This is a genomic window from Frigoribacterium sp. VKM Ac-2836, from assembly GCF_013248995.1.
In the GTDB taxonomy this organism is placed as follows: domain Bacteria; phylum Actinomycetota; class Actinomycetes; order Actinomycetales; family Microbacteriaceae; genus Frigoribacterium.
Genome location: NZ_JABRPK010000003.1, coordinates 113,690 through 140,012, shown reverse-complemented (window position 1 = coordinate 140,012; position 26,323 = coordinate 113,690). Strand labels below are relative to the sequence as shown.

Annotated in this window: 26 protein-coding genes and 1 tRNA gene; 9 read left to right on the top strand and 18 right to left on the bottom strand. The window is 71.5% G+C overall.

Going from position 1 to position 26,323, the window contains the following annotated elements; translation table 11 throughout:
* Positions 1–103 precede the first annotated feature (103 nt).
* Positions 104–1,306 carry a glycoside hydrolase family 6 protein gene (locus tag HRF36_RS12200; protein WP_173210292.1) on the bottom strand — a complete coding sequence of 401 codons (1,203 nt, stop codon included), beginning with the start codon at positions 1,304–1,306 and terminating at the stop codon, positions 104–106.
* A 249-nt stretch (positions 1,307–1,555) separates the two neighbouring features.
* Here HRF36_RS12200 and HRF36_RS12195 point away from each other — a divergent pair, with 249 nt between their 5' ends.
* Positions 1,556–1,855 carry a hypothetical protein gene (locus HRF36_RS12195; protein WP_173210290.1) on the top strand — a complete coding sequence of 100 codons (300 nt, stop codon included), beginning with the start codon at positions 1,556–1,558 and terminating at the stop codon, positions 1,853–1,855.
* Between the two features lie 49 nt (positions 1,856–1,904).
* Here the strand turns inward: HRF36_RS12195 and HRF36_RS12190 are convergent.
* The 3 genes from HRF36_RS12190 to serS form a co-directional block, all read right to left on the bottom strand.
* A tRNA-Ser gene (locus tag HRF36_RS12190) sits at positions 1,905–1,992 on the bottom strand.
* Between the two features lie 134 nt (positions 1,993–2,126).
* A complete protein-coding gene (locus HRF36_RS12185; protein WP_173210288.1) occupies positions 2,127–2,981 on the bottom strand; it encodes an HAD family hydrolase in 855 nt (284 codons plus the stop codon).
* Entirely contained in the window at positions 2,978–4,243 is a 1,266-nt protein-coding gene (serS, locus tag HRF36_RS12180) for a serine--tRNA ligase (RefSeq protein ID WP_173210286.1), read from the bottom strand. The genes HRF36_RS12185 and serS overlap by 4 nt, the downstream gene beginning before the upstream one ends.
* 98 nt (positions 4,244–4,341) lie before the next feature.
* On the opposite strand from serS, the gene HRF36_RS12175 reads away from it, so the two are divergent.
* Positions 4,342–5,367, top strand: a complete 1,026-nt coding sequence (locus HRF36_RS12175; RefSeq protein ID WP_173210284.1) for a diacylglycerol kinase family protein — start codon at positions 4,342–4,344, stop codon at positions 5,365–5,367.
* Here HRF36_RS12175 and pheA read toward each other — a convergent pair whose 3' ends face one another.
* Positions 5,368–6,321, bottom strand: a complete 954-nt coding sequence (gene pheA / locus HRF36_RS12170) for a prephenate dehydratase (protein ID WP_173210282.1) — start codon at positions 6,319–6,321, stop codon at positions 5,368–5,370.
* 69 nt (positions 6,322–6,390) lie between these two features.
* Between pheA and pgm the strand changes: the two genes are divergently transcribed.
* Positions 6,391–8,010 (top strand): phosphoglucomutase (alpha-D-glucose-1,6-bisphosphate-dependent), encoded by a 1,620-nt coding sequence (gene pgm / locus HRF36_RS12165; RefSeq protein ID WP_173210280.1) that lies wholly within the window; start codon positions 6,391–6,393, stop codon positions 8,008–8,010.
* A 90-nt stretch (positions 8,011–8,100) separates the two neighbouring features.
* Here the strand turns inward: pgm and HRF36_RS12160 are convergent, their stop codons facing one another.
* Together HRF36_RS12160 and HRF36_RS12155 are read right to left on the bottom strand one after the other, a co-directional pair.
* Positions 8,101–8,361, bottom strand: coding sequence for a hypothetical protein (locus tag HRF36_RS12160; protein WP_173210278.1), 261 nt, complete (start codon positions 8,359–8,361; stop codon positions 8,101–8,103).
* Positions 8,362–8,365: 4 nt separating this feature from the next.
* Positions 8,366–9,181 (bottom strand): M15 family metallopeptidase, encoded by an 816-nt coding sequence (locus HRF36_RS12155; RefSeq protein ID WP_173210276.1) that lies wholly within the window; start codon positions 9,179–9,181, stop codon positions 8,366–8,368.
* A 161-nt stretch (positions 9,182–9,342) separates the two neighbouring features.
* Between HRF36_RS12155 and HRF36_RS12150 the strand changes: the two genes are divergently transcribed.
* A complete protein-coding gene (locus tag HRF36_RS12150; protein WP_254281302.1) occupies positions 9,343–11,172 on the top strand; it encodes an MDR family MFS transporter in 1,830 nt (609 codons plus the stop codon).
* A gap of 390 nt (positions 11,173–11,562) precedes the next feature.
* Positions 11,563–12,141 carry a MarR family winged helix-turn-helix transcriptional regulator gene (locus HRF36_RS12145; RefSeq protein WP_173210274.1) on the top strand — a complete coding sequence of 193 codons (579 nt, stop codon included), beginning with the start codon at positions 11,563–11,565 and terminating at the stop codon, positions 12,139–12,141.
* A gap of 30 nt (positions 12,142–12,171) precedes the next feature.
* Here HRF36_RS12145 and HRF36_RS12140 read toward each other — a convergent pair whose 3' ends face one another.
* Positions 12,172–13,032, bottom strand: coding sequence for a site-specific DNA-methyltransferase (locus HRF36_RS12140; RefSeq protein ID WP_173210272.1), 861 nt, complete (start codon positions 13,030–13,032; stop codon positions 12,172–12,174).
* Between the two features lie 71 nt (positions 13,033–13,103).
* On the opposite strand from HRF36_RS12140, the gene HRF36_RS12135 reads away from it, so the two are divergent.
* A complete protein-coding gene (locus tag HRF36_RS12135) occupies positions 13,104–13,388 on the top strand; it encodes a GNAT family N-acetyltransferase (protein ID WP_173210270.1) in 285 nt (94 codons plus the stop codon).
* Between the two features lie 82 nt (positions 13,389–13,470).
* Here HRF36_RS12135 and HRF36_RS12130 read toward each other — a convergent pair whose 3' ends face one another.
* From HRF36_RS12130 to HRF36_RS12105, 6 genes are all read right to left on the bottom strand, one after another.
* Complete coding sequence (locus HRF36_RS12130) at positions 13,471–14,520, bottom strand: biotin/lipoate A/B protein ligase family protein (protein ID WP_173210268.1); 1,050 nt, start codon at positions 14,518–14,520, stop codon at positions 13,471–13,473.
* A gap of 9 nt (positions 14,521–14,529) precedes the next feature.
* Positions 14,530–15,405, bottom strand: coding sequence for an alpha/beta fold hydrolase (locus tag HRF36_RS12125; protein WP_173210266.1), 876 nt, complete (start codon positions 15,403–15,405; stop codon positions 14,530–14,532).
* Positions 15,406–15,521: 116 nt separating this feature from the next.
* A complete protein-coding gene (locus HRF36_RS12120; protein ID WP_173210264.1) occupies positions 15,522–16,115 on the bottom strand; it encodes a PepSY domain-containing protein in 594 nt (197 codons plus the stop codon).
* A 141-nt stretch (positions 16,116–16,256) separates the two neighbouring features.
* The gene (locus HRF36_RS12115) at positions 16,257–17,837 is read right to left on the bottom strand and encodes an ATP-binding protein (protein WP_371740146.1); all 1,581 of its coding nucleotides are present in this window, start codon (positions 17,835–17,837) and stop codon (positions 16,257–16,259) included.
* Positions 17,830–18,507, bottom strand: a complete 678-nt coding sequence (locus HRF36_RS12110) for a response regulator transcription factor (protein WP_173210262.1) — start codon at positions 18,505–18,507, stop codon at positions 17,830–17,832. The genes HRF36_RS12115 and HRF36_RS12110 overlap by 8 nt, the downstream gene beginning before the upstream one ends.
* 179 nt (positions 18,508–18,686) lie before the next feature.
* Positions 18,687–19,439, bottom strand: a complete 753-nt coding sequence (locus HRF36_RS12105; RefSeq protein ID WP_173210260.1) for an SDR family NAD(P)-dependent oxidoreductase — start codon at positions 19,437–19,439, stop codon at positions 18,687–18,689.
* 170 nt (positions 19,440–19,609) lie between these two features.
* Between HRF36_RS12105 and HRF36_RS12100 the strand changes: the two genes are divergently transcribed.
* On the top strand, positions 19,610–20,323 hold the full coding sequence (locus HRF36_RS12100; protein ID WP_173210258.1) for an HAD family hydrolase: 714 nt from the start codon (positions 19,610–19,612) through the stop codon (positions 20,321–20,323).
* A gap of 72 nt (positions 20,324–20,395) precedes the next feature.
* Here the strand turns inward: HRF36_RS12100 and HRF36_RS12095 are convergent, their stop codons facing one another.
* A complete protein-coding gene (locus HRF36_RS12095) occupies positions 20,396–20,815 on the bottom strand; it encodes a VOC family protein (protein ID WP_173210256.1) in 420 nt (139 codons plus the stop codon).
* Between the two features lie 112 nt (positions 20,816–20,927).
* Positions 20,928–22,154 carry a multidrug effflux MFS transporter gene (locus HRF36_RS12090; protein ID WP_173210255.1) on the bottom strand — a complete coding sequence of 409 codons (1,227 nt, stop codon included), beginning with the start codon at positions 22,152–22,154 and terminating at the stop codon, positions 20,928–20,930.
* Positions 22,155–22,477: 323 nt separating this feature from the next.
* Between HRF36_RS12090 and HRF36_RS12085 the strand changes: the two genes are divergently transcribed.
* On the top strand, positions 22,478–22,939 hold the full coding sequence (locus HRF36_RS12085) for a MarR family winged helix-turn-helix transcriptional regulator (RefSeq protein ID WP_173210253.1): 462 nt from the start codon (positions 22,478–22,480) through the stop codon (positions 22,937–22,939).
* Positions 22,936–24,318, top strand: coding sequence for an MFS transporter (locus HRF36_RS12080; protein WP_173210251.1), 1,383 nt, complete (start codon positions 22,936–22,938; stop codon positions 24,316–24,318). The genes HRF36_RS12085 and HRF36_RS12080 overlap by 4 nt, the downstream gene beginning before the upstream one ends.
* Before the next feature lie 40 nt (positions 24,319–24,358).
* On the opposite strand, the gene HRF36_RS12075 is transcribed toward HRF36_RS12080, so the two are convergent.
* Both HRF36_RS12075 and HRF36_RS12070 read right to left on the bottom strand, forming a co-directional pair.
* Positions 24,359–25,393 (bottom strand): YdcF family protein, encoded by a 1,035-nt coding sequence (locus HRF36_RS12075; RefSeq protein ID WP_173210249.1) that lies wholly within the window; start codon positions 25,391–25,393, stop codon positions 24,359–24,361.
* A gap of 29 nt (positions 25,394–25,422) precedes the next feature.
* Positions 25,423–26,250, bottom strand: a complete 828-nt coding sequence (locus tag HRF36_RS12070) for a cation-transporting ATPase (protein ID WP_173210247.1) — start codon at positions 26,248–26,250, stop codon at positions 25,423–25,425.
* Positions 26,251–26,323: the final 73 nt, after the last annotated feature.

The window sequence follows — 26,323 nt, the reverse complement described above, 5'->3', positions numbered from 1 at the left end:
CTCGGCCTCGAGAGATCTCGCGGATCGAGCGGGCGGACGGGCGCCGTTCGGTGTAGGGGCAGATGAAGATTCTAAACAGACGGCCCTGAGCCGCCGCCGGGACTCAGCCGACCGCGCGGTTCGCGACGAGCTGCACGGCGTACGACGCATGCCACTGGCCGGCCGCCGGTCCCCCGTTGCACTGCCCGTCACTGGCCCCGGGCGTCTTGATCCAGAGCAGGGCGTCGAGCTTCGTCGTGCCGGTCTGCACCGAGGGCACCGACCCCAGACCGGCGCCGGGGGCGTTGCACCACGTGCCCTTCCAGCCGCGACCGTTGCGCGAGGTGTCGATCACGTAGCGCGCGCCTCCTACCGCCTCCGAGACCTGCTCGGCGTAGGCCCGTTCGTTCTCGACCGGGTAGTAGTTCGAGACGTTGGTCGCGAAGCCACGGGCCCGATCGACACCTGCGGCCTCGAGGCGGGCAGCCATGATCTTCGGCGGCACCCAGTTCGAGTTGCCGGCGTCGATGTACGCCGGCACCCCGGCGGCGGCGAGTGCGGCCACGGCCGCGGCGATGGTCGCCTCCCGTCCGTTCGTCTGGGTGGGGCAGGTGCTGATGAGGGCCAGGGCGTCGGGTTCGACGATCACGGACGCGCGGTGGCCGGCCAGGCGTGAGGCGACGAGCTGGTTCCAGCGGAGGTAGGCCGCGTTGTCGGCGGAACCACCGGCCGAGTGGCTGCCGCAGTCGCGATTGGGGATGTTGTAGGTGACGAAGACGGGCGTCGCGCCGACCTTCTCGGCGGCGGCGACCGTGCCGTCGATCTTCTTCACGAGCTGGGCGTCGGTGAACCAGCCCCCGAGCCAGGTCGCGACGGGCTGCTGGGCGATGGTTCGGGCGGCCGACGCCTCGGCCGTCCGCCCCTGGGACGACAAAGCGGTCGCGGCGCGAGCCGCCTCGCCACTGGGGTCGACGTAGAGGCCGCCCCGGTAGAGGGTCGTGCTGGGGGCGGTGCGGATGGTCTGGGGGGCGACGGCCGGCGTCGTCACCGTCGGGACCGTCGACGAGGCAGGGTCGGGCGACGCGGTCGCCCCGCGCCCGCCGCGCGAGGTGAAGGCGGCGATGGCGCGCTCGGCCGACTTCGTCGGCCGGACGGTCGGGTCGGTCGTGGTCGTGGCCGAGGTCGCGGGTGGTGGCGTGGCCGAGGCGGAGCGCGGCTCGACGGGGGCGGCGTCCGCCCGAGCAGGCGCGCCCGCGAGGCCTGCCGCCAGGGCGACGGCGACGCCGATGACGACGGCGGCGCGGGTCGTCGGGGTCAGGTGGGTCATGTGTCGGTCCTGGGGAGGGGTCGGAGGCCCGGGCGGTGTTCGGCCCGCCCGGGTGCCGGCCGGTGCGGGGCCGCAACGGAGGCTCGAACAGTGCAACACGGAGGCACGGCCGCGTTCAGTCCCTGTTCGGGGGGACGGGGCGTTCCCCTTCGGGGGGCAGCCGTCGTGGCGGCCCTCGCGACGACCGACCTGGGACACTGGAGCGGCGGTCGCGGATGCTCCCGCACGCAGCAGGCCCCGGAGGACCACATGAACGGCGAGACCAACCGAGACGCATGGCGGGACTCGGTCGAGACCTGGCTCAAGGGCGACGAGCGCAACGACGTCTTCGACGGGTACCTCGACTGGTACCGCGCCCCCGTGATGACCGACACCGACGACTGGACCCGAGACTTCTTCGTGCTGCCCGCGGTCGGCTCGGACGTGCTGCACAAGCACGCCGGATTCGTCGACGGCGACTCCGCCGTCTCGGTGGACGACACCACCTGGCGCGAGCTCAGCACCTTGATCGGCGAGGCCTTCGCGACCTACGCCGCCGCCAAGCACTAGGCCGGTCCACCCGAGGAGGCGGGGGCCACGTCACGTGCCCCGCCTCACCTGGCGGAGGGCGTGGGATTCGAACCCACGAGACATCTCTGCCCACTTGTTTTCAAGACAAGCTCCATCGGCCGCTCGGACAGCCCTCCCGGTGGCCTGGCGAGCTATGCCGCCACGATGTGGACGAAACGCCACGTTTTGTCGTGGCGTCGTGTCCATTTCGTGGCGGGGTGCGCGCACCCGGCAACCAGGACGAGCCTAGCAACTCGGCAGCGCCGTCGGCTCAGAGCGTGGCGAGCACCTCGGCGAGCCCGTCGTCCAGGTCGCTCGACGTCTGCTCGTTGGCCGACGCGGCGACGTCGTCGGGTGCCTGGCCCATGGCGACCCCTCGCCCCTCGCCGGCCGCCCAGCGCAGCATGTCGATGTCGTTGCGCCCGTCGCCCGCGGCCAGCACCTGAGAGCGCGGCACGTCCAGCCACCCGCGCACCCGTTCGAGCGCGGTCGCCTTCGTGACGCCGTCGGGGGCGATGTCGAGCCAGGCCGTCCAGCCGACGTTGTAGTTGACGTGCTGCAGGCCCATGCGTTCGACGGCCGAGAGGAAGTCCTCGGTGTCGTGGTCGGGCGACACGACGACCACGCGGGTCGCGGGTCGCCCGACGAGGTCGTCGAACTCGACCTTCTCGGCGTTCAGGGCGGCGGCCGCGGCCGGGAACGAGCCGCAGTACCGCAGCAGGCCCTCTTGGTCTTCGACGGCGTAGCCGGCCCCCGCGTCGGCCAGTGCCTCGCGGATCGTCGACAGCACCTGGGTCGGGTCGAACTCCTCGACGTGCACGCGCCGGTACCCGGTCGGGGCCGACTCGTCGCGGCCCAGGGTGATCGCCCCGTTCGCACAGACGACGTAGTCCGAGACCAGGCCCAGACGCTCCATCACCGGCAGCGTCATCGACACCGAGCGACCGGTCGCGATCATGACCTGGTGCCCCTGGTCGTGGAGGCGGGTGATCTCACCCAGGACGGCCTCGGAGATCGTGCCGTCCTCGGGCATGATCGTGCCGTCGACGTCGAGCGCCACGAGCCACCGGTCGGCAGCGGCCACCGTCTCGTCGTCGGGTCGGGGTGCAGCAGCGGCCTGGCTCATGCGACGGGCTCGATGACCTCGAGGCCGCCGAGGTAGCCGCGCAGCGCCTCGGGCACGACCACCGAGCCGTCGGCCTGCTGGTGCGTCTCGAGGATCGCGACCAGCCACCGCGTGGTCGCCAGGGTGCCGTTCAGGGTCGCGACCGGCGCGGTCTTGCCGCTCTCGGTGCGGTAGCGCGTGTCGAGTCGACGCGCCTGGAACGTGGTGCAGTTCGACGTGCTGCTGAGTTCTCGGTAGGTGCCCTGTGTCGGCACCCAGGCCTCGATGTCGAACTTGCGGGCGGCGCTCGAGCCGAGGTCGCCGGCCGCGACGTCGATGACGCGGTAGGTCAGGTCGAGGGCCTGCAACATGCTCTCTTGGAAGCCCACGAGCGCGTCGTGCTCGGCCTCGGCCTGGTCGGGGTGCACGTAGCTGAACATCTCGAGCTTGTTGAACTGGTGGACGCGCAGGATGCCCCGGTTGTCTTTACCGGCGGCCCCGGCCTCGCGGCGGTAGCAGGTCGACCAGCCCGCGTAGCGGATCGGGCCGGACTCGACGTCGAGGATCTCGTCGGAGTGGTACCCGGCGAGCGCGACCTCACTCGTGCCGGTCAGGTACAGGTCGTCGGCCGGCAGGTGGTAGACCTCGTCGGCGTGTGCTCCCAGGAATCCCGTGCCCGCCATGACCTCGGGCCGCACGAGCGTCGGGGTGATCAGCGGCGTGAAGTCGTTCTTCAACGCGAGGTCGAGAGCCATGTTCATCAAGCCGAGCTCGAGGCGGGCGCCGATGCCCCGCAAGAAGTAGAAGCGCGAGCCCGAGACCTTGGTACCGCGCTTGATGTCGATGGCGCCGAGCCTCTCGCCGAGGTCGGCGTGGTCGAGCGGTTCGAAGTCGAAGGAGGGGCGGGTGCCGTGCTCACGGAGCGTCACGAAGTTCTCTTCGCCACCCGAGGGCACGCCCTCGACGATCAGGTTGCCGATGCCGCGCGCGGCCGTGTCGAAGACCGCATCGGCCTCGTTCGAGGCGACCTGCGCCTCCTTCACGCGGGCGGCGAGCTGCTGCGCCTGCGCGACGAGCGCCTTCTTCTCGTCTTTGGGGGCCTTGGCCACCGTCTTGCCGAAGGCGTTCTGTTCGGCACGCAGCTCTTCGAAGGCCGCGATCGCGGCGCGGCGGGCCTGGTCGGCCGCCACCGCGTCGTCGACCAGCGACTCGGAGTCGCCCCGGGCCCGCTGGCTCTGCTTGACGAGGTCGGGGGATTCACGAAGCAACTGGGGATCGATCACCCGCCCATCCTAGGCAACGGCACCCGCCCGGCCGACGTTCTGCACAGAGCCTTCGCCTTCTCGTTACCTCGCCGGGGTGCGTCCAATACGCTCGCCCCATGACCGCCACCTCCCCCGCCCCTGCCGAGGGCGCCTCGACGTCCGAGCCCGAGACCGCTCGCCAGACCGCCGCGGTCGTCTACAACCCCATCAAGGTCGACCTCGACGCGATCAAGACGGCCGTCGAGCGCCACGAGTTCTCGAACGGTTGGGCCCCCACGAAGTTCTACGAGACCAGCAAAGAAGACCCGGGCGGCGAGGTGACCAAGCAGGCCCTGGCCGCGGGCGCCGACATGGTGATCGCCGCCGGTGGCGACGGCACGGTGCGCGCGGTCGCCGAGGCCCTCCAGGGCACCGACGCCTCACTCGCCCTGTTGCCCTCGGGCACGGGCAACCTGCTCGCTCGGAACCTCGAGCTCTCGCTCGACAACCTCGACGACTCGATCGCCACGGCGTTCAGCGGTCGCGATCGCGACATCGACCTCGGCGTGGTCGACATCGAGCGTGAGGACGGTTCGCGCGAGACCAAGGCGTTCGTCGTCATGGCCGGCGTGGGTCTCGACGCGAAGATGCTCGCGAACACCAACGACGAGTTGAAGAAGCGCGTCGGCTGGCTCGCCTACGTGGACGCCATCGCCCGCGCGCTGCGCGACGACAACAAGATCGACGTCCGCTACGAGCTCGACGACGGGGGCCGCAAGACGCTGCGTGCCCACACGATCATCGTCGGCAACTGCGGCCTGCTGCCGGCGAACATCATGCTCCTGCCCGACGCCGCGATCGACGACGGCATCTTCGACATCGTCGCGTTGCGCCCCGAGGGCTTCTTCGGCTGGTTGCAGATCTGGGTCAAGATCGTGTGGGAGAACGGCGTGCTGCGCCGCACCCAGGTCGGTCGCCGCATCCTCGCCGCGAACAGTCGCGAGGTGCGCACCCTGCGCTACAACAAGGGCAAGAAGCTCGTCCTGCGCCTCGACTCACCGCAGGACTTCGAGATCGACGGCGACTCGGTCGGCAAGGCCGTCGCCCTGCGTGCGGTCGTCGACCCGGGTGGCCTGACCGTCCGCGTGCCCGCCGACTCCTGATCAGCCGAGGCCGCTGATCAATCCGCGCAACCAGTCGCGGGCGTCGACGAACGCCTCGTCGTCGTGGCGCGACGAGACCTCGGCCGAGGCTCCGTCGGCGCGGGGGTACGACCCGAGGAACATCACGTTCGGGCTGAACCGTTTCAGACCGAGCAGGGCGTCGGCGACGCGTTCGTCGAGCACGTGCCCCTCGAGGTCGATCACGAACCGGTAGCGGCCGAGGGCGTCGCCGATCGGCCGTGACTGGATCAGGCTGAGGTTGATGCCGCGGGTGGCGAACTGCTCGAGCATGTCGACCAGGGCCCCGGAGCCGTCGGTCGGCAACTCGACGATCAGGCTCGTCTTGTCCGCTCCGGTCGCGGGCGGCACGGGCACCGTGCGACTGACCAGCACGAAGCGTGTGACGGCCTGGTCGTTGTCGCCGATGTCGCGGGCCAGCACCTCGAGATCGTGGTGGTCGGTGATCCCGGGAGGCGCGACGGCGGCGTCCGCGGAGCCCCCGGCCCCGCCCGCCTCGAGCAGCGACGCGGCGGCGGCAACGTTCGAGGACGCCGGCAGGTGCCCGTGGCCGGGCAGGTTCCGCTCGAGCCAACGGTGGGTCTGCGCGTAGGCGACCGGGTGCGCGTTGACGACCCGCACCTCCTCGATGCGGGTTCCCGGCCGGGCGACGAGCACGAAGTTGACCCGCACGAGGTACTCGCCGACGATGCGCAGACCGGGCACGGTCGCGAGGGCGTCCTGCGTGGCGCTGACCCCGCCTTCGACGCTGTTCTCGATGGCGATCATGGCGGCGGTGCTGACGCCCGAGACGACGTCGGCCAGGGCCTCGCCGACGTTGTTGACGCTCTTCCAGTCGGCGCCGACGGCCTCGGGCACCTGCTTGAGCGCCGCCTCGGTGAAGGTGCCCGCGGGCCCGAGGTAGCTGTAGGTCGTCGAGGAGGCGCGGGTCGGCATGACGAGGAGCCTACTGAGAGCCGCCCGGGCACCGCGACGAAGGTCCGCGCCGGGTGCCAGGATGTCCCCATGACCGACCGTGCCGGAACCCCCGCAGAAGCCAGCGACCTGATCGACCCCGAAGAGGTGTCGGCCGCGTACTACGAGCTCGTCCCCGACGTCAGCAAGGTCGAGCAGAAGGTCGTCTTCGGCACCTCGGGCCATCGCGGCTCCTCGCTCGACGCCGCGTTCAATGAGACCCACATCGCCGCCATCACGCAGGCGATCGTCGAGTACCGCGCGGGCCAGGGCATCACCGGCCCGCTGTTCATCGGGCGCGACACGCACGTCCTCAGCGGCCCGGCCGAGCGCACCGCGGTCGAGGTGCTCACCGGCAACGACGTGAAGGTGCTGGCCGACGCCGAGGGCGGCTACGTGCCGACGCCCGCGCTCAGCCACGCGATCCTGGTCTACAACAACGACCCGGCGAACACCGACAAGGCCGACGGCATCGTCGTCACCCCCAGCCACAACCCGCCCCGCGACGGCGGCTTCAAGTACAACCCGCCGCACGGCGGACCGGCCGACAGCGACGCCACGAACTGGATCGCGAACCGCGCCAACGAGATCATCGCCGCCGGCAACGTCGATGTGAAGCGCGGCGTGGGCACCCCCGGCCGCCACGACTTCTTGCGCGGCTACGTGGGTGACCTCGTCAACATCATCGACATCGACGCCATCAAGAAGGCCGGCGTGAAAATCGGCGCCGACCCGCTCGGGGGCGCCAGCGTCGAGTACTGGGGCGCCATCCGCGACGTGTACGGCCTCGACCTGACCGTCACGAACCCGGGCGTCGACCCCACCTGGCGCTTCATGACGCTCGACTGGGACGGCAAGATCCGCATGGACCCGTCGAGCCCCTCGGCCATGGCCAGCGTCGTGCACCGCAAGGACGAGTTCGACGTGCTGACCGGCAACGACGCGGACGCCGACCGCCACGGCATCGTCACGCCCGACGGCGGCCTGATGAACCCGAACCACTACCTCGCCGTGGCCATCGACTACCTCTACACGCACCGCCCCGAGTGGCGCGACGACGCCGCGATCGGTAAGACCCTCGTCTCGTCGAGCATCATCGACAAGGTCGCCGAGTCACACGGTCGCCGCCTGTGGGAGGTCCCGGTCGGGTTCAAGTGGTTCGTGCCCGGCCTGGTCGACGGGTCGGTCGCCTTCGGCGGAGAAGAGAGCGCCGGGGCATCCTTCCTGCGCAAGGACGGCACGGTCTGGACCACCGACAAGGACGGCATCCTGCTGGCCCTGCTCGCGAGCGAGATCATCGCCGTCACCGGTAAGACCCCGTCGCAGCTGTACGCCGAGCTCGTCGAGAAGTACGGCGACCCGGTCTACCAGCGGGTCGACGCGGCCGCGACCAAAGAGCAGAAGACCCGCCTGGGCAAGCTCGACGGCGACGCGATCGAGGCGACCGAACTCGCCGGTGACCCGATCACGGCGAAGCTCAGCAAGGCCCCGGGCAACGACGCGGCGGTCGGCGGCGTCAAGGTGGTCACCGACAAGGCCTGGTTCGCCGCCCGCCCGAGCGGCACCGAGGACGTCTACAAGATCTACGCCGAGTCGTTCGAGGGCCCCGAGCACCTGGCCCGCGTCCAGGCCGAGGCCAAGACGATCGTCGACGCCGCCCTCGGCGCCTGACCCGCGCCTCCCGCATCGCCCGACGGGCGTGTTCGTGCAGAGCGGGCGATCAGGGTCGCCCGCTCCCCACGAACACGCCCGTTCGGCTGTCTACGAGACCTCTCGTCGGCGGTCGCGACGGGCGCGCAGACGGCGCACGGCGGCGCGTGCGCTTCGGACGATGCCCCAGACGATGACGACGATGCCGACCGGCACTCCGAACAGGGCGAACCCCTCGACCCGCCCCTGCCAGTCCCAGTAGCTGAACGCCAGGAACGCCCCCACGCCGAGGGCGACGAAGACCAAGCCGATGACCACGAGCTGCCAGCCCGTGGCGGGCTTCTCGTCGGTGGGCGGGCGTCGGACGAACACGGGCTCAGCCGGCGTAGTCCGGGGCGGCGGGCAGGCCGAAGAACTCCTCGAGGGTGGTGACGCCGGTGTCGTGCATCTCGGTGGCGAGCGGCACGCCGACGTACCGGAAGTGCCACGGCTCGAACGTGAAGCCGGTCACGGCGACCTTGTCGGCCGGGTAGCGCAGCAAGAATCCGAAGCGCCATGCGTTGGCCGCCAGCCATTGCCCCTGGGGCGTGTCGCCGAAGCAGGCCTGCAGCGCGCAGCTCAGCGGCACGGGGCTGATGTCGAGGGCGAGCCCCGTCTGGTGCTCGCTGAACCCGGGGCGGGCGCTCTGGGCGTCGGCCTGGGCCTGCCCGAGTCGCTGCACCCAACCGGCGTAGACGCTCACCTGGGTGTCGTACGAGCGGTACGCGCTCTGCACCTGGAACGATCCGGCACCCTCGGCCTCGCCCGCCTGGAACATCGCGACGACCGCAGCGGCGGCCTCGGCCCGCAGGGTCGGCGGGTTCTGGTGGGTGACGTCGGGTGTGACGAGGTCGGCGGGGACGTAGTCGACCGGGTCGAGGGGCCGCAGCTTGTCGCTGACCACCCAGAGGCTGGCCGGGTCGTCCACCGACCGGGCCGCCTTGTCGAACGCGGGTGTCGTGGGGGACGTGGGAGGCGCCTCCTCGGTCGGGGTCGGTGTGGGTGTGGGTGTGAGCGTCGGCGAGACGGTCACGGCCGACGTGCTCGGGCTCGGCTCGGGCGCGCCCCCCGTGCATGCGGCCAGCAGACCGGTCGTCAGCACGAGGGCCAGGACGGTCGTCACGGGGCGCGGCAGGAAGGGGCGTCGAGACATCGCACCGAGCCTAGTCACGAGCCACGGGCGGGCATCGTCGGACGTCTCGGGAAGGCCCTGGACGCCACGATCCCTCTTCTTGTCGAAATCTTGCCCGTGAAGTAACTTTGCGTACCGCGCAATGACCAGTCGCGCCTCCCCCACCAGACAGAAGAGACACCATGTCGAGCGCTGCCCCCGCCCCCGCGACCACGGCCCCCGCCGAGCGTCAGGGCCTGATGACCCACCGCCAGATCCTGTACGTCATCTTCGGCCTGATGGCCGGCATGTTCCTCTCGGCCCTCGACCAGACGATCGTGGGCACCTCGATGCGGACGATCGCCGACGACCTCGACGGGCTCAGCCTGCAGGCCTGGGTCACGACCGCGTACCTGATCGTGTCGACCATCTCGACGCCGATCTACGGCAAGCTCAGCGACATCTTCGGCCGGAGGCCGCTCTTCCTGATCGCCATCACGATCTTCTTGCTGGGGTCGATCGCGGCCGGCTTCTCCGAGAGCATGTACCAGCTCGCGATCTTCCGGGCGATCCAGGGCATGGGCGCCGGTGGCCTCATGGCCCTGCCCCTCACGATCATGGGTGACATCCTCGCCCCGCGCGAGCGCGCCAAGTACCAAGGCTACTTCCTGGCCGTGTTCGGCATCTCGAGCGTCATCGGCCCGCTCGTCGGCGGACTGTTCGCGGGAGCCGACCAGATCCTGTTCGTCACCGGGTGGCGCTGGGTGTTCCTGATCAACGTGCCCATCGGCATCGTCGCCCTCTTCATCGTCGTGCGGTTCCTGCACATCCCGGGCCAGAAGCGACGGGAGAACGTGCGGATCGACTGGTTCGGCGCCGCGTCCGTCATCGTGGCCGCCGTGCCCTTGCTGCTGGTGGCCGAGCAGGGCCGCACCTGGGGCTGGAGCTCGCCCGGGGCCTTCGCCTGCTACGTGATCGGGGCCGTCGGCATCGTCGCCTTCGTCATGATCGAGCGATCGATGGGCGACGACGCGCTGATCCCCCTCAAGCTGTTCCGCAACCCGACCTTCTCGATGGCGACCGTGCTCGGCGTGCTCGTCGGGTTCGGCATGTTCGGCGCCCTGTTGACGGTGCCGCTCTACCTCCAGCTCGTGAACGGCGCGACACCGACCGAGAGCGGTTTCCAGATGCTGCCGATGATCGCCGGGTTGATGATCTCGTCGATCGTGGCCGGCCAGCTCATCTCTCGGACGGGCAAGTACAAGATCTTCCCGATCACGGGCACGGCGTTCATGGCCGCCGGGTTCTTCTGGTTCACGAACCTCTCGTTCGACAAGCCGTACTGGTTCATGATGGTCGGCATGCTGCTCGTCGGCCTGGGTCTCGGGCAGCTGATGCAGACCCTCACGATCGCGTCGCAGAACTCGGTCGGTGCCCGCGACATCGGCGTGGCGACCTCGGCGTCGACGTTCTTCCGCCAGATCGGCGGGACGCTCGGCACGGCCGTGCTGTTCTCCGTGCTCTTCAGCCGCATCCCCCAGACGATCGCGGCGGCGTTCGCCGACTCGAGCCTGCAGAGCCGGGCCCAGGCCGCCCTCGCCGACCAGTCGGTGCTGACCGACCCGGCGAACGCGGCCATCCTCAAGCTCTACCAGGCGGCCGGCAGCGGGGACACCTCGCAGGTCAGCGGGGCGCTCGACGGCAACACGTCGTTCTTGAACACCGCGGACCGCCGCCTCGCCGCACCCTTCCTCGACGGTTTCGCGAACGCGGCCGTGACCGTGTTCTGGGTCGCCCTCGCGGTCGTGCTCGTGGCCTTCGCGCTGAGCTTCTTCCTCAAGGCCACGCCCCTTCGCCAGAAGTCGGCGATCGACGAGGCGGCCGACGACGCCCGGGCCGCCGTGGCCGCCGACGCGGCGCTCTCGGCCCAGGCCGCCGCGGCCCGCACCGGGTCGCTCGTCGCACCCGACACCGGGTCGATCGACGTCGCGGCCTCGGGCGAGCGACGCGACGACGGGACGCCACGGTCCTGATCCGACGCGATCGTCGAGCCCGATGCGGGCGAGCTGGTGTCGCGACGCACCAGGTGTCGGGTAGCGTTCCCTGGACGGTGCTTCGGTGCCGAACGGATCGTCTCGTGTCCGGCGTTCCCTGCCCGTGAAGCTCACGCGGGAGGCGAGACAATCGAAGGCCGCACGCCCATCGGGCGTGCGGCCTTTCTCCGTCCACGGGACGCCCACCGAATCGATCCCCTGCGTGAAGCTCCGGTCGACGCGGCGGGACGTCTCTGCCCACTTGAGGCGGACCACTCCAGCCTAAGACGGGCACACCCGGCGGCACAGGGGTTGACACGAGCCGATAATCCCTGGTCAGTCGCAACTTTTTAGCTAGACGGGCTAGCGATGTGGGCTAGACTCCGCCTCATGCCCGATCAGCACGCCACCGCCGCACCCTTCGACGCGTCCGGCTACTGGTACACCAGCAGCACCGAAGAACGCGGTGTGACCGTGCTCAACACCTTGCGCGCCTACCGCGCCGCCGAGGTCGCCATGCGAGCGCGCACCCGCAAGTCGATGAAGATGAACGACACCGACCTCGCCGCGCTGCGGTTCCTGTTGCGGGCCCAGCGCCGGGGCGAACCCGTCAGTGCGAAAGAGCTCGCCGCCCAGCTGAAGATCACCTCGGCCTCGACCTCGGTGCTGATCAACCGACTCGTCACCAGCGGTCACATGCTGCGACACCCGCACCCGTCCGACAAGCGCGGGGTCCTGCTGACCGCCACGGGCGAGTCGAACTCCGAGGTCCGCGACACCATGGCCGCCATGCACGCGCGCATGATCTCGACGGCGGAGTCGCTGGACGCCGACCAGGCCGCCGTGGTCGTGGGCTTCCTGCAGCGCATGACGGCGGCCATCGAGATCGACGACCACCACGTCGACGACGAACCGACGTCGGCCGTGGCCGACTCCCCCTCCGCCTCTGCCTCCGCCTCCGCCTCCTGACCCTCGAGGCGCGCATCCGCCCGCGGGGGCTCAGGCCGACTCGACCCGCGCCGTCGGGAGCCGTCTGCGCATGACGGCCACCGCCTCCTCGTTGCTGTCGACGAGCAGGTAGTTGCGCCCGAGGGCCTCGGCCACGGCGCCGGTCGTACCGCTGCCGGCGAAGAAGTCGAGGACCCAGTCGCCCTCTCGGCTCGAGGCCTGGACGATGCGCCGCAGCACACCCTCGGGCTTCTGCGTCGGGTAGCCGGTCTTCTCCCGCCCCGTGGGCGACACGATGGTGTGCCACCACACGTCGGTCGGCAGCTTGCCCCGGGCCACCTTCTCGGGCGTGACGAGGCCCGGCGCCATGTACGGTTCGCGGTCGACGCTCGTCGAGTCGAAGTGGTAGGTCTTGGGGTCCTTGACGTAGACCAGGATCGTGTCGTGCTTGGTCGGCCACCGGTTGCGGCTCTTCGCGCCGTAGTCGTAGGCCCAGATGATCTCGTTCAAGAAGCAGTCCCGCCCGAACAGGGCGTCGAGCAGCACCTTCGCGTAGTGCGCCTCGCGGTAGTCGAGGTGGAGGTAGAGCGTGCCGTCGGGCGCGAGTAACCGCCAGGCCTCGGCCAGACGTGGCTCGAGGAACGACCAGTAGTCCTCGAACCGGTCGTCGTAGCCCATCAGGTCGCCACGGATGCGCTCGTACTGCACGCCCTTGAAGCCCGTCACCGAGGTGATCGAGTCCTCGGCGCTGCGCACCGACGTCGTGGACCGGCGTCGCTGCTGCCGCCCCGTGTTGAACGGGGGGTCGAGGTACACGATGGTGAATCCGCCGTCGGGCAGCTGCACCGTGACGTCGAGGTTGTCGCCGTGGACCACGAGGCTCGGGGAGGCGGTGGTCCAGTCGAGGGGCATCCGACCATTCTGCTGCCTGCCGGGCGCCGACACGTGCCCGACTCCCGGCCCGAGGCGCGTAGCGTGTCGGGATGACCACCGAGGTAGAGAACCGCCCCACCCAGAACCAGTACGCCCTCGTCGAGGACGGCGAGACGATCGGCTTCGCGGCCTACGACGTCGTCGGCCACGAGATCCGCTTCACCCACACCGAGATCGAGCCCAGTCGACGCTCCGCCGGCCTCGGGGCTCGACTCGTCCAGGGCGCCCTCGACGACGTGCGGGCGAACACCGACCTCCGCGTCGTGCCGCTCTGCCCGTTCGTGGTCGACTTCGTCGAGGATCACGTCGACTACCGCGAGCTGCTCGACCGCTGACCCCGGCGCGGCGCTGCCCGGCCCGGCCGAGGCGGGCGCCGTGCAGGAGGCGCGGGTCGCCTCGTCGGCGCCCGTCGCGTGCTCAGGGCACCCGCGCCAGCCACTCGGGCGTCGCGAACTTCGAGGTGACGAGTTGCTCCGCTTTGTCGAGTTCGGCCTCGGTGACGTGGCCCTCGGTCGCGCCGTAGAGGCCGGTGAAGGTCTGCTTGAGTCGCTCGATGATCTCGGACCGTGACAGTCCGGTCTGGCTGCGCAGCGGGTCGACCCGCTTCGCGGCGCTGGTCGTGCCCTTGTCGCTCATCTTCTCGCGGCCGATGCGGAGGACCTGCACCATCTTGTCGCCGTCCATGTCGTACGACATGGTGGCGTGGTGCAGCAACGCCCCGTTGCCGAGTCGCTTCTGCGCCGCCCCGCCGATCTTGCCCTTGGCGCTCGTGATGTCGTTGAGCGGTTGGTAGAACGCGTCGATGCCGAGCGACTTGAGCGCGGTGATGACCCATTCGTCGAGGTACGCGTACGAGTCGGCGAAGCTCATGCCCTGCACGAGCTCGCCCGGGGCGTAGAGCGAGTAGGTGACGATGGACTGCGCGTCCATGAACATGGCGCCGCCGCCGCTGATACGGCGCACCACCTCGAAGCCGTGGGTCGAGGCGGCGTCGAGGTCGACCTCGTTCTTCAGCGACTGGAAACTGCCGATGACCACGGCCGGCTGGTCCCACTCCCAGAAGCGCAGCGTGGGCCCCCGGCGACCCGCCCCCACCTCTTCGGTGAGCACCTGGTCGAGGGCGAGGTGAACGTTGGGCGACACCGGAGCGTCGTGGATGATCTGCCAGTCGTAGTCGCGCCAGTCGGTCGCCTTCGAGAGGCTGCGACGGATCGCCACGGCGATCGCCTCGGGCGAGAAGCCCAGCAGCACCGCGTCGGCCGGCAGGCCCTGCCTGATCGTCGCCGCGATCGTCGCCGCGTCGGATTCGACCGGCAGGCCGTTCACCGCCCGGTCGATGGCGTCGAGCGCCGTGTCGGGCTCGAGGAAGAAGTCACCGGCGAGCCGGAACCCGGCGATGCGCCCCTCTTTGACGTCGAGGTCGACGACCACGAGCTTTCCGCCTGGGACCTTGTACTCACCGTGCATGGTCGCAGCCTATGCCTGGTGCCCCACGCGGTCGTCGAGCCAGCGCACCAGGTCGGCCACGACCTCGTCGCGGTTGGTCTCGCGGAACACCTCGTGCCGGGCGCCGCGGTAGACCACGAGCTCGACGTCGCTGAGCCGGCTGCGGTTCACGTACGCGTCGGCGAGCTTCCGGGCGCTCGCCTCGCCGCCGAGCGGGTCGTCGTCGCCGACGAGGACGAGCACGGGCAGGTCGCTCGCGAGCCGCGTCGACGGGCGGCCCATCAAGCGCAACGTGTCGACCGTGCCGAACAGTTGCCGAGCCGTGGCCTGCACCGACAGGGGGTCGGCGGCCATGGCGTCGACCACGGCCTGGTCACGGCTGAGCCACTCGTAGCCGGTGTCACCGAGGTGGGCGTGCCGGGCGTTCAGATCACCGGCGTTCATGCTGCCGGGCATACGGTAGGCCGTGCCGCTCAGCACGACGGCGTCGAACCGGTCCGACCCCTCGTCGACGAGCTTCTGCGCCATCAACGAGCCCCAGGAGTGGCCGAGCAGCACGAGCGGCGAGCCGGGGTTCTCGGAGCGCGCGATGCCCGTCAACCGGACCACCGCCTCCATCGCCCCGCGCAGCCCCGAGGGGCCGAGGCGGCCGAGCTTCGTGTGGTCGCCGCCCCACTGGCCGAGTCCGGTCTCGCCGTGGCCGAGGTGGTCGTTCGCGTAGACCGTGTAGCCGGCGCGCACGAGGTCCTGCGCGAGGTCTTCGTAGCGCAGCGCGTACTCGCCGAGGCCGTGGGCGATCTGCACCACGGCTTTGGGCGCCGCGGCCTTCCAGACGTAGTAGTGCACGGTCACGCCGTAGGCGTCGGTGAACTCGTAATCGCCTCGGGCGGCGGAGAAGGTGGGCACGGCACCAGTCTCCCATCACCGGCCCGCCCCGGGTCGAGACGTCACGACGTGCCGCTCACCTCCGGAGGTGAGCGGCACGTCGTGCCATCGCGGCGCCCTGGGGCAGGGCAGTGGTGTCAGCGGCGGGCGTCGACGTCGGTGCGCACGACACCGAACGCCTGGTCGAGGTCGACGTCGACCTCGGTGCCGTCGTCGAGGCGCACGTCGACCTCGTAGGCCACGCCGGTGTCGTCGCTGCGGTCGGCGTCGGTCACCGTGCCCCCACCGGCGGCGGCGAGTGCGGCGGCCTCGGCCCGGTCGTAGTCGGCGCCGGTCAGGTCGTCGTCCCGGTTCGAGTCGTCGTCCGAGTCGTCTCGCCCCGAACCCGCGACGGGCGTCGGGGTGGCATCGGACCCCCGCGAGTCGTCGTCGACGCGGCTCGAGGTCACGGCGTAGTCGCCGTCGAGCAGCACCGTCGCCTCGCGCCCGTCCGGCAGGACGACCTCGACCTCGTAGCCGACGAGCCCGTCGTCGAGGCTGTCCACCTCGGTGACGGTGCCGCCGCCGGTCTCGGCGAGCGCCGCCTCCTGGGCCCGGTCGCGGGTCTGCGCGGGCACGCCGTCGTCGAGACCCGACGCGAGGGCGACCCCTCCGCCACCGAGGACGAGCACCCCGGCGATGCCGCCGGCGATGAGCAGGGACTTCTTCGTGGTGAGGGTGTTCTTCAGCATGGTCCGCTCCGTTCGTGGGGCCGTGTCGGCCGGGTCTGTCGCTCTCTCGAGCTGATGGACCCCACTCTCGCGAGCGGGCACTGAAGCCGTGCTGAAGCGACCTGAAGATCCGTTCAGGAGGCGCGGGTCGGCCCGGTCACGTCACGCCCGGCCGGCGGGCAGCGTCACCACGAACCGGGCACCACCGAGGGGTGAGGCACCGACCGACACCGCGCCTCCGTGGACGCGGACGATCTCGCGCACGATGGCGAGCCCCAGGCCGCTGCCGCCCGCCTCGCGGGCGCGGGCCTCGTCGAGTCGCACGAACCGGTCGAACACGCGCTCGCGGTCGGCCTCGGCGACGCCGGCCCCGTCGTCGTCGACGGTGAGCTCGACGCCTCCGTCGCGCTCGGCGAGGGCGACGGCGACGCGGCCCTCGGCGTGACGGGCCGCGTTCGCCACGAGGTTGCGGACGACCTGGCCGAGCAGTCCCTCGTCGCCGTCGACGCGGGCCGGACCGACGGCCGTGGCGTCGACGGCCAACGGTGCGTGACCGTCGGGGCGTGCGAGGCCGCGCAGACGGGCGGTCTCGGCCACCACGAGGTCGTCGAGGTCGACCGGGCGCCGTGTCACCCCGAGGGCCCCCTCGTCCGCCCGGGCGAGGACCAGCAGGCCCTGGACGAGCGCCGTCAGCCGCGCCTCCTCGCCGAGGACGGTGCCTGCCAGGGCCGCACCGTCGATGCTGCCGGGGTGCAGCAGGGCGACCTCGGCGTGCTGCCGGATCGTGGCGAGAGGCGTCTTGAGCTCGTGCGAGGCGTCGCCGACGAAGCGCCGCTGGGCCGTTGCGGACGCGTCGAGCCGGTCGAGCATGCCGTTCAGCGTGCGGGCGAGGCGGGCGATCTCGTCACCGCCGCCCGGGTCGGGCAGCCGGCGCGAGAGGCTCTGCGCCGTGACCGAGTCGACCTGGCGGCGCATCGACTCGACCGGCCGCAGGGCACGACCCACGACGAGCCAGGTGGTCACCCCCAGCACCAGCAACGCGACCGGGATCGCGATGCCGAGCGTGACGAGACTGGCGGAGGAGGCGGCGCTCGCCTCGTCGAGGGAGCGCGCGGCGACGACGCCGTACTCGGTCGAGACCACGTCGCGGGGCACGGACGTGGCCTCCTCGGAGGGCGAGAAGTCGTCTCCCGAGTCGTCGTCGGAGTCGTCGTCGTCCCCTTCCGACGCCGCGGGCGTGGGGGTCGCGATCGAGGCCGACGCGGTCGGCGTCGGCGTCGCGGTGCTCTCGACCCCGACGTCCTGCCGTTCGACGACGAACTCGTCATCGTCGAGCGACACGCGGTCACCCGAGTCGGACGAGGCGATCGACGCGGCGAGGCCGACGAGGTCGTCGTCACCGCCCGAGGCGAGCACCCTCCCCGACGCGTCGGTCACCACGACCAGGGCACCGTCCGCCTCGCCCGCGACGGCGACGTCGGGAGTCGAACCGAAGGCCAGGGCCGACACCGCCCGGTCCACGTCGGCCGAGGCGGCCTGGCGCGGGGCGTCGGCCAGCACGGCCTGCTGCACGAGCGCGAAGACGAGCGTGAACACCCCCAGCGTGAGTGCCACCGCGAGCACGGCGGCCACGGTGATGCGGGACCGCAGCGACGCCCGTCGGGGCCGGCCCGACCCGGCACCCTTGGCCGACCCGGACCCGGTTGTCGGGGCGCGAGGGGCGCGAGGGGCGCGCTCAGCCACCCCGCGCCTCCAGACGGTAGCCCGCTCCGCGCAGCGTGACGATGGCCTCGCGGCCGAACGGCCGGTCCACCTTGTTGCGCAGGTGTCGCACGTAGACCTCGACGATGTTGGGGTCGCCCTCGAAGTCGTCGTTCCAGACCCCGTCGAGCACCTCGCGCTTGGTGACGACGCTGCCGGCGTGCCGCATGAGGAACTCGAGCACCGCGAACTCGCGGCTGGTGAGTTCGACCGCGACGTCGCCGCGGTGGACGCTGCGCGAAGCCGGGTCGACGCGCAGGTCGCCTGCCTCGAGCACGACGGGTCGTTCGCGGGCGCCGCGGCGGACGAGGGCGCGCAGCCGGGCCAGCAGCACGGCGAACGAGAACGGCTTGGTCAGGTAGTCGTCGGCCCCGGTGTCGAGGGCCTCGACCTGGTCCCACTCGCCGTCCTTGGCGGTCAGCATGATGACGGGCGTCCAGTCGCCGCCCTCGCGCATGGCCCGGCAGACGGCGTAGCCGCTGAGGCCCGGCAGCATGATGTCGAGGACGACCACGTCGTAGCGGCCCTCGCGGGTGCGCCAGAGGCCGTCGGTTCCGGTGGCCGCCACGTCGACCGCGATGCCCTCGGCCTCGAGCCCGAGCCTCAGGCCCTCGGCCAGCGCCGCCTGGTCCTCGACGACGAGCACGCGCACGGGGCCTCCCTCGGTCGCGCCGTTTGCGCGTCCTGCCCATCATGGCGGGCGTGCGCTGAAGCGGGGCTGAAGCGGGTGCGACCCGGGCGAGATGTCACGACGTGCCGCTCACGTCCGGAACTGAGCGGCACGTCGTGACATCTCGGCGGGCTGAGGGCGCGGGGCCGAGGAGGCGCGGGTCAGTGCGCCGAGTAGCCGCCGTCGACGAGGTGGTAGCTGCCCGTGACGAACGACGCCTCGTCGCTCAGCAGGAAGAGCACGAGGGCCGACACCTCGGCGTCGGTGCCGAGGCGGCCGGTGGCGTGCTGCGACTCGAGGTACGAGAGCGCGTCGCCGTCCAGCGAGGCGCGTACGAGGGGCGTGTCGATGAAGCCGGGGCCGACCGCGTTCGTGCGGACGCCGCGCTTCGAGTACTCGAGGGCGGCGACCTTGGTCAGGCCCACCAGGGCGTGCTTGCTCGCCACGTAGGCCGCGTTCTGGGCGATGCCGACCGAACCGAGCACCGAGCTCATGTTCACGATCGAGCCGCCGCCTGCCTCGACCATGGCGGGCAGCTGGTAGCGCAGGCCGTAGAAGACGCCGTCGAGGTCGACCGAGCGGACGCGGTCCCAGGCGGCGATGTCGTACTCGCCGATGTCGGCGGCCGGGGCACCGATGCCCGCGTTGTTGACGGCGAGGTGCAGCGCGCCGTAGGTGGTCTTGGCGAACTCGACGGCCGCCTCGGACTGCTCGGGCTTCGCGGTGTTCTGCTCGAACGCCACGGCCGTGCCGCCCGCGGCGACGATCTGGTCGACGACGCCCTGGGCCGACTCGAGCTTGATGTCGGTGACGACCACCGAGGCCCCCTCGGCTGCGAGGGTTCGGGAGATCGCGGCGCCGATGCCGCTGCCTCCGCCGGTGACGAGGGCCGTCTTGTCGCTGAATCGTGCCATGGTGCGTGCCTTTCTCGATCGTGGGCCGACCGCCGGGGCCGGTCGGGCTCGTCGACGAGCCCCGGTGCGAACATACGCCCGCATGGATAAGCGGGCAACAGGTGTCGCTTTGCTGTGTGGTAATTCGTGCAGCCCGTGCAGCTTCTCCGTTTCGGGGGCAGGCTGGCGGGATGACCTCCCGCGCCTCCGACGACCCCTCTTCCCTTGCCACCGCCGTCCTCTTCGACATCGACGGCACCCTGGTCGACTCGAACTTCGCCCACGTCGACGCTTGGTCGCGGGCCTTCACCGACCTCGGCCACCCGGTCGACAGCTGGCGCATCCACCGGTCGATCGGCAAGGACTCGTCACTGCTGATCGAGGGTCTGGTCGGGAAGGACGTCGCCGCGCGCCTCCTGGACGACGCGAAGGACGCCCACTCTCGTCACTACTCCGAGCACCTGGGCGACGAGGGCGACCTGCACGTGTTCGAGGGGGCCACCGATCTGCTGGCCGAGCTCGCACGACGCGGGCACGGCGTCGTGCTCGCCACGAGTGCGCCCGAGGACGAGCTGGCGGCGCTGCGCGGGCTGCTCGACGTCGAGGACGCCCTCTGGGCCGTCACCTCGAGCGAGGACGTCGAGACCGCCAAACCCGACCCGGGCATCGTCGAGATCGCCCTCGCGAAGGCGGACGTGCCGGCCGAGCGCGCGGTGATGGTCGGCGACGCCGTGTGGGACGTCGAAGCGGCACACCGTGCGGGCGTCACCTGCGTCGGCGTGCTCAGCGGTGGGTTCTCGCGGGCCGAGCTGGTCGACGCCGGGGCCGAGGAGGTCTACGACGACGTGGCGGACCTGCTCGCCCGGCTCGACGAGAGCGTGATCGGTCGGCTCGCGCGCGACTGAGCCGGGCACCGGGGCGTGGTGTCCTCGCGACCGCCACCGCGCCTCCTGATCGGTCGGCGGCGCGTTCCGGCGTCAGGCCGCCGCGCCGCCGATGTTGACCATCCAGTGTTGGCCGTACCGGTCGTCGAGCATGCCGAACGAGTCGCCCCACGGCGCCTGCGCCAAGGCCTCGTGCACGGTGCCGCCCACGGCGAGCGCCTCGAACCAGCCGGTCAGGGCGTCGGCGTCGTCGGGGCCGCCGAACAGGGACAGCGAGATGCTGCTCGCCTCCTCGAGCGGGTACGAGTCGGGACGGTCGGCGCCCATCAGCAGCAGGCCCGACGGCGTCTGCAGCTGACCGTGCATGACCTTCTCCGCCTCGTCGGGCGTGCCGACGCCGAACTCGCCGAAGGTGCTGAAGGTGGGGCTGCCGCCGAACACCGAGGCGTAGAAGTCGAAGGCCTCGCGCGTCTGGTCACGGAACGCCAGGTACGGGGTGAGTTGCACGGTCACGGTGTCCTCCTGGGGTCGCGGCGCCGGGCGGCGTCGAGCCCAGGGTGACACCACCGGGCCCCGCGCACCAGCCCCGGATCGAACGCAGGAGGCGCGGGTCGCGTCCCGGGGGTCAGGTCGCCGGGGTGCCGCCCCGCGACGACGCCGCGAGCTGCACCACCAGGCCGGTCGCGATGAACCCCAGCATCAGGGCACCCATCACGACGGCCGTGCCGCCGAGCGCACCGGCGAGCGGCGTCGCGGCACCGCCGAGCCCGAACTGCAGACCGCCAGCGAGTGCGGCCGCCGTGCCGGGTGCGCGGTGTCCCAGCGCCTGCGTCAGCGTGATCGACCCGGGGATGACCCAGCCCCAGCCCGCGGTGACGAGCGCCAGCGCCGGCCAGATCATCGCCGGGCCGAGACCGGACAGCGCACCCACCAGCACCAGAGCCGAGCCCACGGTGCAAGTGACGAGTCCCACGGTGAAGAGGTGGTCCTCGGCGAAGCGCCCGACCAGGCGACGGAACACCAGGGTCGACGCGATCATGCACGATGCGTTCGAGGCGAAGACGAGCGTGTAGAGGCCCTCGCCGAAGCCGTACTGCTCCTGGAAGACGAACGACGACGTGGCGATGTACGAGAAGAACCCGATCGTCGCGGCACAGCCCGTCACGAGGTACCAGCGGAAGCGCGGCATCGCGAGCAGTGTGCCCATCCGCCGCAGGGACGCGAGCAGCGACCCCGCACCGGGCTCGGGATCGACGAGCGTCTCGGGCAGGCGGCGCGCGGCCGCCCAGGTCAACGCGGCCCCGAGCACGGCCAGCACGACGAAGGTCGCCCGCCAGCTGGACACCGAGAGCACCACGCCGCCGACGAGTGGTGCGACGACCGGGCCCACGGCGTTGATCGCGGCGAGCGTCGCGAACAGCCTGCTGCGCACGAGACCCGTCGTCGAGTCCCCGACCATGGCCCGGGCAGCGACCGAACCGGCCGCACCGCCGAGGCCCTGCGCGACGCGCGCGACGACGAGGGTGGCCGCGTCGGGTGCCCCGGCGCAGGCGATCGATGCGAGGGCGAACAGGAGGGTCCCGCCCAGCAGGATGCGCCTCCTGCCCCGACCGTCGCTGATCGGGCCGATCACGATCTGACCGACCGCGAACGCGACGAGGAACGCCGTCAGGCTCAGCTGCACCTCGGCCGTCGTCGCCCCGAGGTCGCGCGCGATGGCCGGCAACGCCGGGATGTACATGTCGGTCGCGAACGGCGAGATGCCCACGATGAGCGCCACCGTCAGCACGGCCCCACGGCCGGACAGCCAGGAGGGGCGGCTCGCGTCGGCCGGGACGTCGTCGTCTCTCATCACGCCGAGCCTAGGCGCACGCTTCCCCGCGCTGCCGCGCCGGGACCCTCGCCCGCCGCGCCTCCTCTCCGCCGCACCCGCGCCTCCTCGCCCCGTTGCCTGCCGCCTGCCGCCTGCCGCCTGCCGCCTGCCGCCCGTTGCCTGCCGCCTGTGCAAATCGCGACCACGCCGAGGGCCGGAGGCGTGCACATCCCGACACGTCGAGCGCGGCGCGCCGCTCACTTTCCGGAACGAGCGGCGTGTCGGCCTCCGACCGTCGCGATGTGCACACCCCGCACCCAGACATTTACTTAGCCGAACTAAACGAGTATCGTGGCTCGGCGATGACCGACTCCGCGCCTCCCGTCCCGCCCGCCCCCCGGGCCGTGCCGCACGCGCACCTCGCGACCGACGTGCGCGGTGCCGTGTTGCGGCTCGCCCGACGACTGCGGCAGCAGAAGGCCGACGCCGACGTGAGCGACGCCCAGATGGCCGCCCTCGGCTACGTCGTGCAGAACCAGCCGCTCACGATCGGGGCGCTGACGGCGCACGAGGGCGTCACTCCCCCGTCGATGAACCGCACCGTCGGCAAACTCGTCGAGGCCGGTCTGCTGCGTCGCACGGTCGACGACGACGACAAGCGTCGCGTGCTGCTCGAGACGACCGAGGCCGGGGCCGCGTTCGTCTTCGAGACGCGTCGGCGTCGTGACGAGTGGCTCGTGCCCCGCCTCTCGGCGCTGACCGCCGACGAACGTCGCACCCTGGCCGAGGCCACCGAGATCCTCCGCAAGCTGACCCGCTCGTGAACGCGATGTTCCGCAGCCTCTCGCTGTTCAACTACCGGCTCTGGTTCGCCGGCGCCCTCGTGTCGAACGTCGGCACCTGGATGCAACGGACGGCACAGGACTGGCTCGTCCTCACCGACCTGACCGACAACGACGCCACGGCGCTCGGCATCACCATGGCGCTGCAGTTCGCGCCGCCGATCCTGATGGTGCCGATCACGGGGCTCATCGCCGACCGGTTCGATCGGCGACGACTGCTGATGGTGACCCAGCTGGGCATGGGGCTGCTCGGACTCGGGCTGGGCGTGCTCGTGCTGACCGACAGCGTGCAGCTCTGGATGGTCTACCTCTTCGCGCTGCTGCTCGGCGTCGTGGCCGCGATCGACGCCCCGGTGCGGCAGAGCTTCGTCTCCGAGCTCGTGCCCCCCGGCCACCTGACGAACGCCGTGAGCCTCAACTCGGCGTCCTTCAACGGTGCCCGGCTGATCGGCCCCGCGGTCGCCGGCGTGCTCATCGCGACGATCGGCACCGGCTGGGTGTTCCTGATCAACGCGGGCTCGTTCGCCGCCGTGCTGCTGTCGCTGAGGTTCATCCGGATCGCTCAGCTCGAGCTGAAACCGGCCGTGTCGCGGGCCAAGGGGCAGATCCGCGAGGGGTTCCGGTACGTGCGCGAACGGCCCGACCTCGTCGTCGTGTTCGTCATGGTCTTCGTCATCGGCACCTTCGGCCTGAACTTCGCCATCTTCACCTCGACCATGGCCAGCGTCGAGTTCGGCGTGGACGCCAGCGGCTTCGGCCTGCTGTCCTCCGCCATCGCCGTGGGGTCGCTGGTCGGCGCCCTGCTGTCGGCCCGGCGCGAGAAACCCCGCTGGCGGGTGCTCGTCACGGCGGCGGTGGCCTTCGGCGTGACCTGCCTCGTCGCCGCCCTCATGCCGACCTACTGGAGCTTCGCCGCCGTCCTCGTCACCGTGGGTCTGGCGTCGATCACCCTGATGACGACGGCGAACGCCACCGTCCAGCTGACCACCGCACCCCGCATGCGCGGCCGTGTCATGGCGCTCTACATGGCCGTGTTCACCGGTGGCACACCGCTCGGCGCCCCGGTGGTCGGCTGGGTCGCGAACGTGGCGGGGCCGCGCTGGGCGATCGGCGTCGCGGCGGCGTCGGGATTCGTGGCGGCCGGCGTCGCGATCGTCTGGCTCGTGCGCGGGCAGCACCTGCGGGTCCGTCGGGTCCGGGTGGGCGAACCCGACCCCGTGACCGGCGCGCTGCCCGTGCTCGGCGCGGGGCGGTTCCACTACCGCCTGGAGCACGACGGCGACGGGGCGGCGGACGCCGCACGCGACGAGGCCGCGACCGAGCTCGCCGTCGACGAGGGCACGGCCTCGCGGCCGTCCTGACGAGGAGGCGCGGTGCCGGCCCGCCACCCCGCCCACCCGGTCAGGACCGCGCGTACACCAGCACGGAGGCGAGCAGCACGACGAACGGGGCGACCAGCAGCAGGTTCAGCAGCTTGTGTTCGACCATGACGGCCACCCACTCCCGCAAGAACGCGCTCGGCACGTAGTACGCGGCGGTGGGCGACCCGACGACGTCGGCGCTGCTGCCGGTGTCGCGAGCCAGCAGGGCCGCTCGCAGCACGTGGTAGTTGTTGGTGACGACGAGGGTCGAGCCGGTGCGTCCGGCGTCGGCGAGCACCCGCCCCGACAGCACGAGGTTCTCGCGGGTGGACCGCGACTCGGTCTCGGGCAGCACGTCGGCAGGGTCGGCGCCCTGGGCGACCAGGTACTCGGCCATCGCCTGGCCCTCGGGCCGCGGCTCGTCGGCGCCCTGCCCACCCGAGGGCACGAGCACGGGCCGACGCGCTCCCTCGGGGGTCGACCGGTAGATCGCCAGCGCCCGGTCGAGCCTGCTGCGCAGGAGGGGCGGCACCTCACCACGGATCAGCCCGGAGCCGAGCACGATCAGGGCGTCGGGTTGCGGGCGCACCCGGGGTCGTGCGTAGACGAGCGACCACAGGGTGAACGCGGCGAAGGTCAGGGCGGCGTAGCCGGTGACGAAGACGACCACGACGCCGAGGCCGAGGGTGACGTCCTGCAGGGCGGCGACGTCCGAGCGTCGGCCCGCCTCGACCAGGAACACCACGACCACGGGCACGCCGATCAGGGCGATGCCGACGAGCAACGACAGCAGGTTGCCCAGGCTGCGCCCCTCCGATCTCAGCATCGTGACCCCGTTCGCGATCGCGAAGACCGCGAGCGCGAGCACCAGCACCGGGACCAGGACCCCGGCGAGGACGAACACGAAGACGAGCGGCGGGAACGCGGTGACCAGGACGTCCGACAGAGCGACGAGCCCGAACCCACCGGCCGTCAACAGGAATACCCCGTTGCGGAACCGGCGGGCGTCGCGCCGGCGCGAGACGGCGAAGAGGAGCACGAAGACGACGGCGATGCCGGCCGAGATCACGGTCATGCCCCGAGATTACAAGCGTGAGCCTTCGGTCAGCGGTCGAAGAGGTTGCCGAGGCCCGGGATCTGGAATCCGTCGCCGAGGTTGCCGAGCTGTTCGCCGAACCCACCGACCTGCTCGCCCAGGCCGCCGACCTGGTCCCCGAGGCCGCCGAGGTACTCCTCGCCGCCGGCGGTCAGACCGTCGAGACCTTCGAAGCCGAACCCGTTCGTCAGCTGGTCGAAGTCGATGCCCGACGTGACCGCCTCCGACAGCAGGGGCAGGGCGACGCTGCTGACCGCCGCCGCGCCGGCCACGGCGACGGCGAGCCCCGCGACCCCGGCCACGCCGGCACCGACCGCGGCGCCGGCCGCGACCTTGCCCCCCGTGCTGCCCAGCACCCGCTTCATCAGACCGGGGTGCGCCGTCTCACCCCGGGTCGCCGCACGGGCCAGGTCGGCGGGGTCGCTCGACGCCGGGCGCTCGCCCGCGGGGACCTCGGCGCTGAGACGCGCCAGCACCTGCTGCCGCTGCTCGGGCGTGAGCCGCTCGAACGCGTCGCGGTGCACTTGCTCGAGCTGCTGCGGCGGCGCGGTCTGCAGCAGGTAGTCGTACTTGGCGAGGGCGGCGCGGTCGGCAGCGGAGCCCTGGGGGGCGTGGCCGCCGGGGGTCGGCCCGCCGCCGGAGGCCGGCCCGCCACCGGAGGCCGACCCGCCGCCGCCCTGCCGGTCGTCGCCGGTCACCTTGTCGGAGACCTTGCGCACCATGTCGCGCCAGTCGGTCGAGCCGCCGGACGCACCACCGCGCCCGCCGGACGAAGAAGAAGAGGAGTTGCCGAGCGCACGCGCGGCGGCACCCAGGAGACGGTCGAAGTTGGCCATGCACGTGATCCTCCCGGCCCCGAATGCGAGAAGCCCCCGCAGAAGCCGAGCATCGTCCGGGAACGGCGCGTCC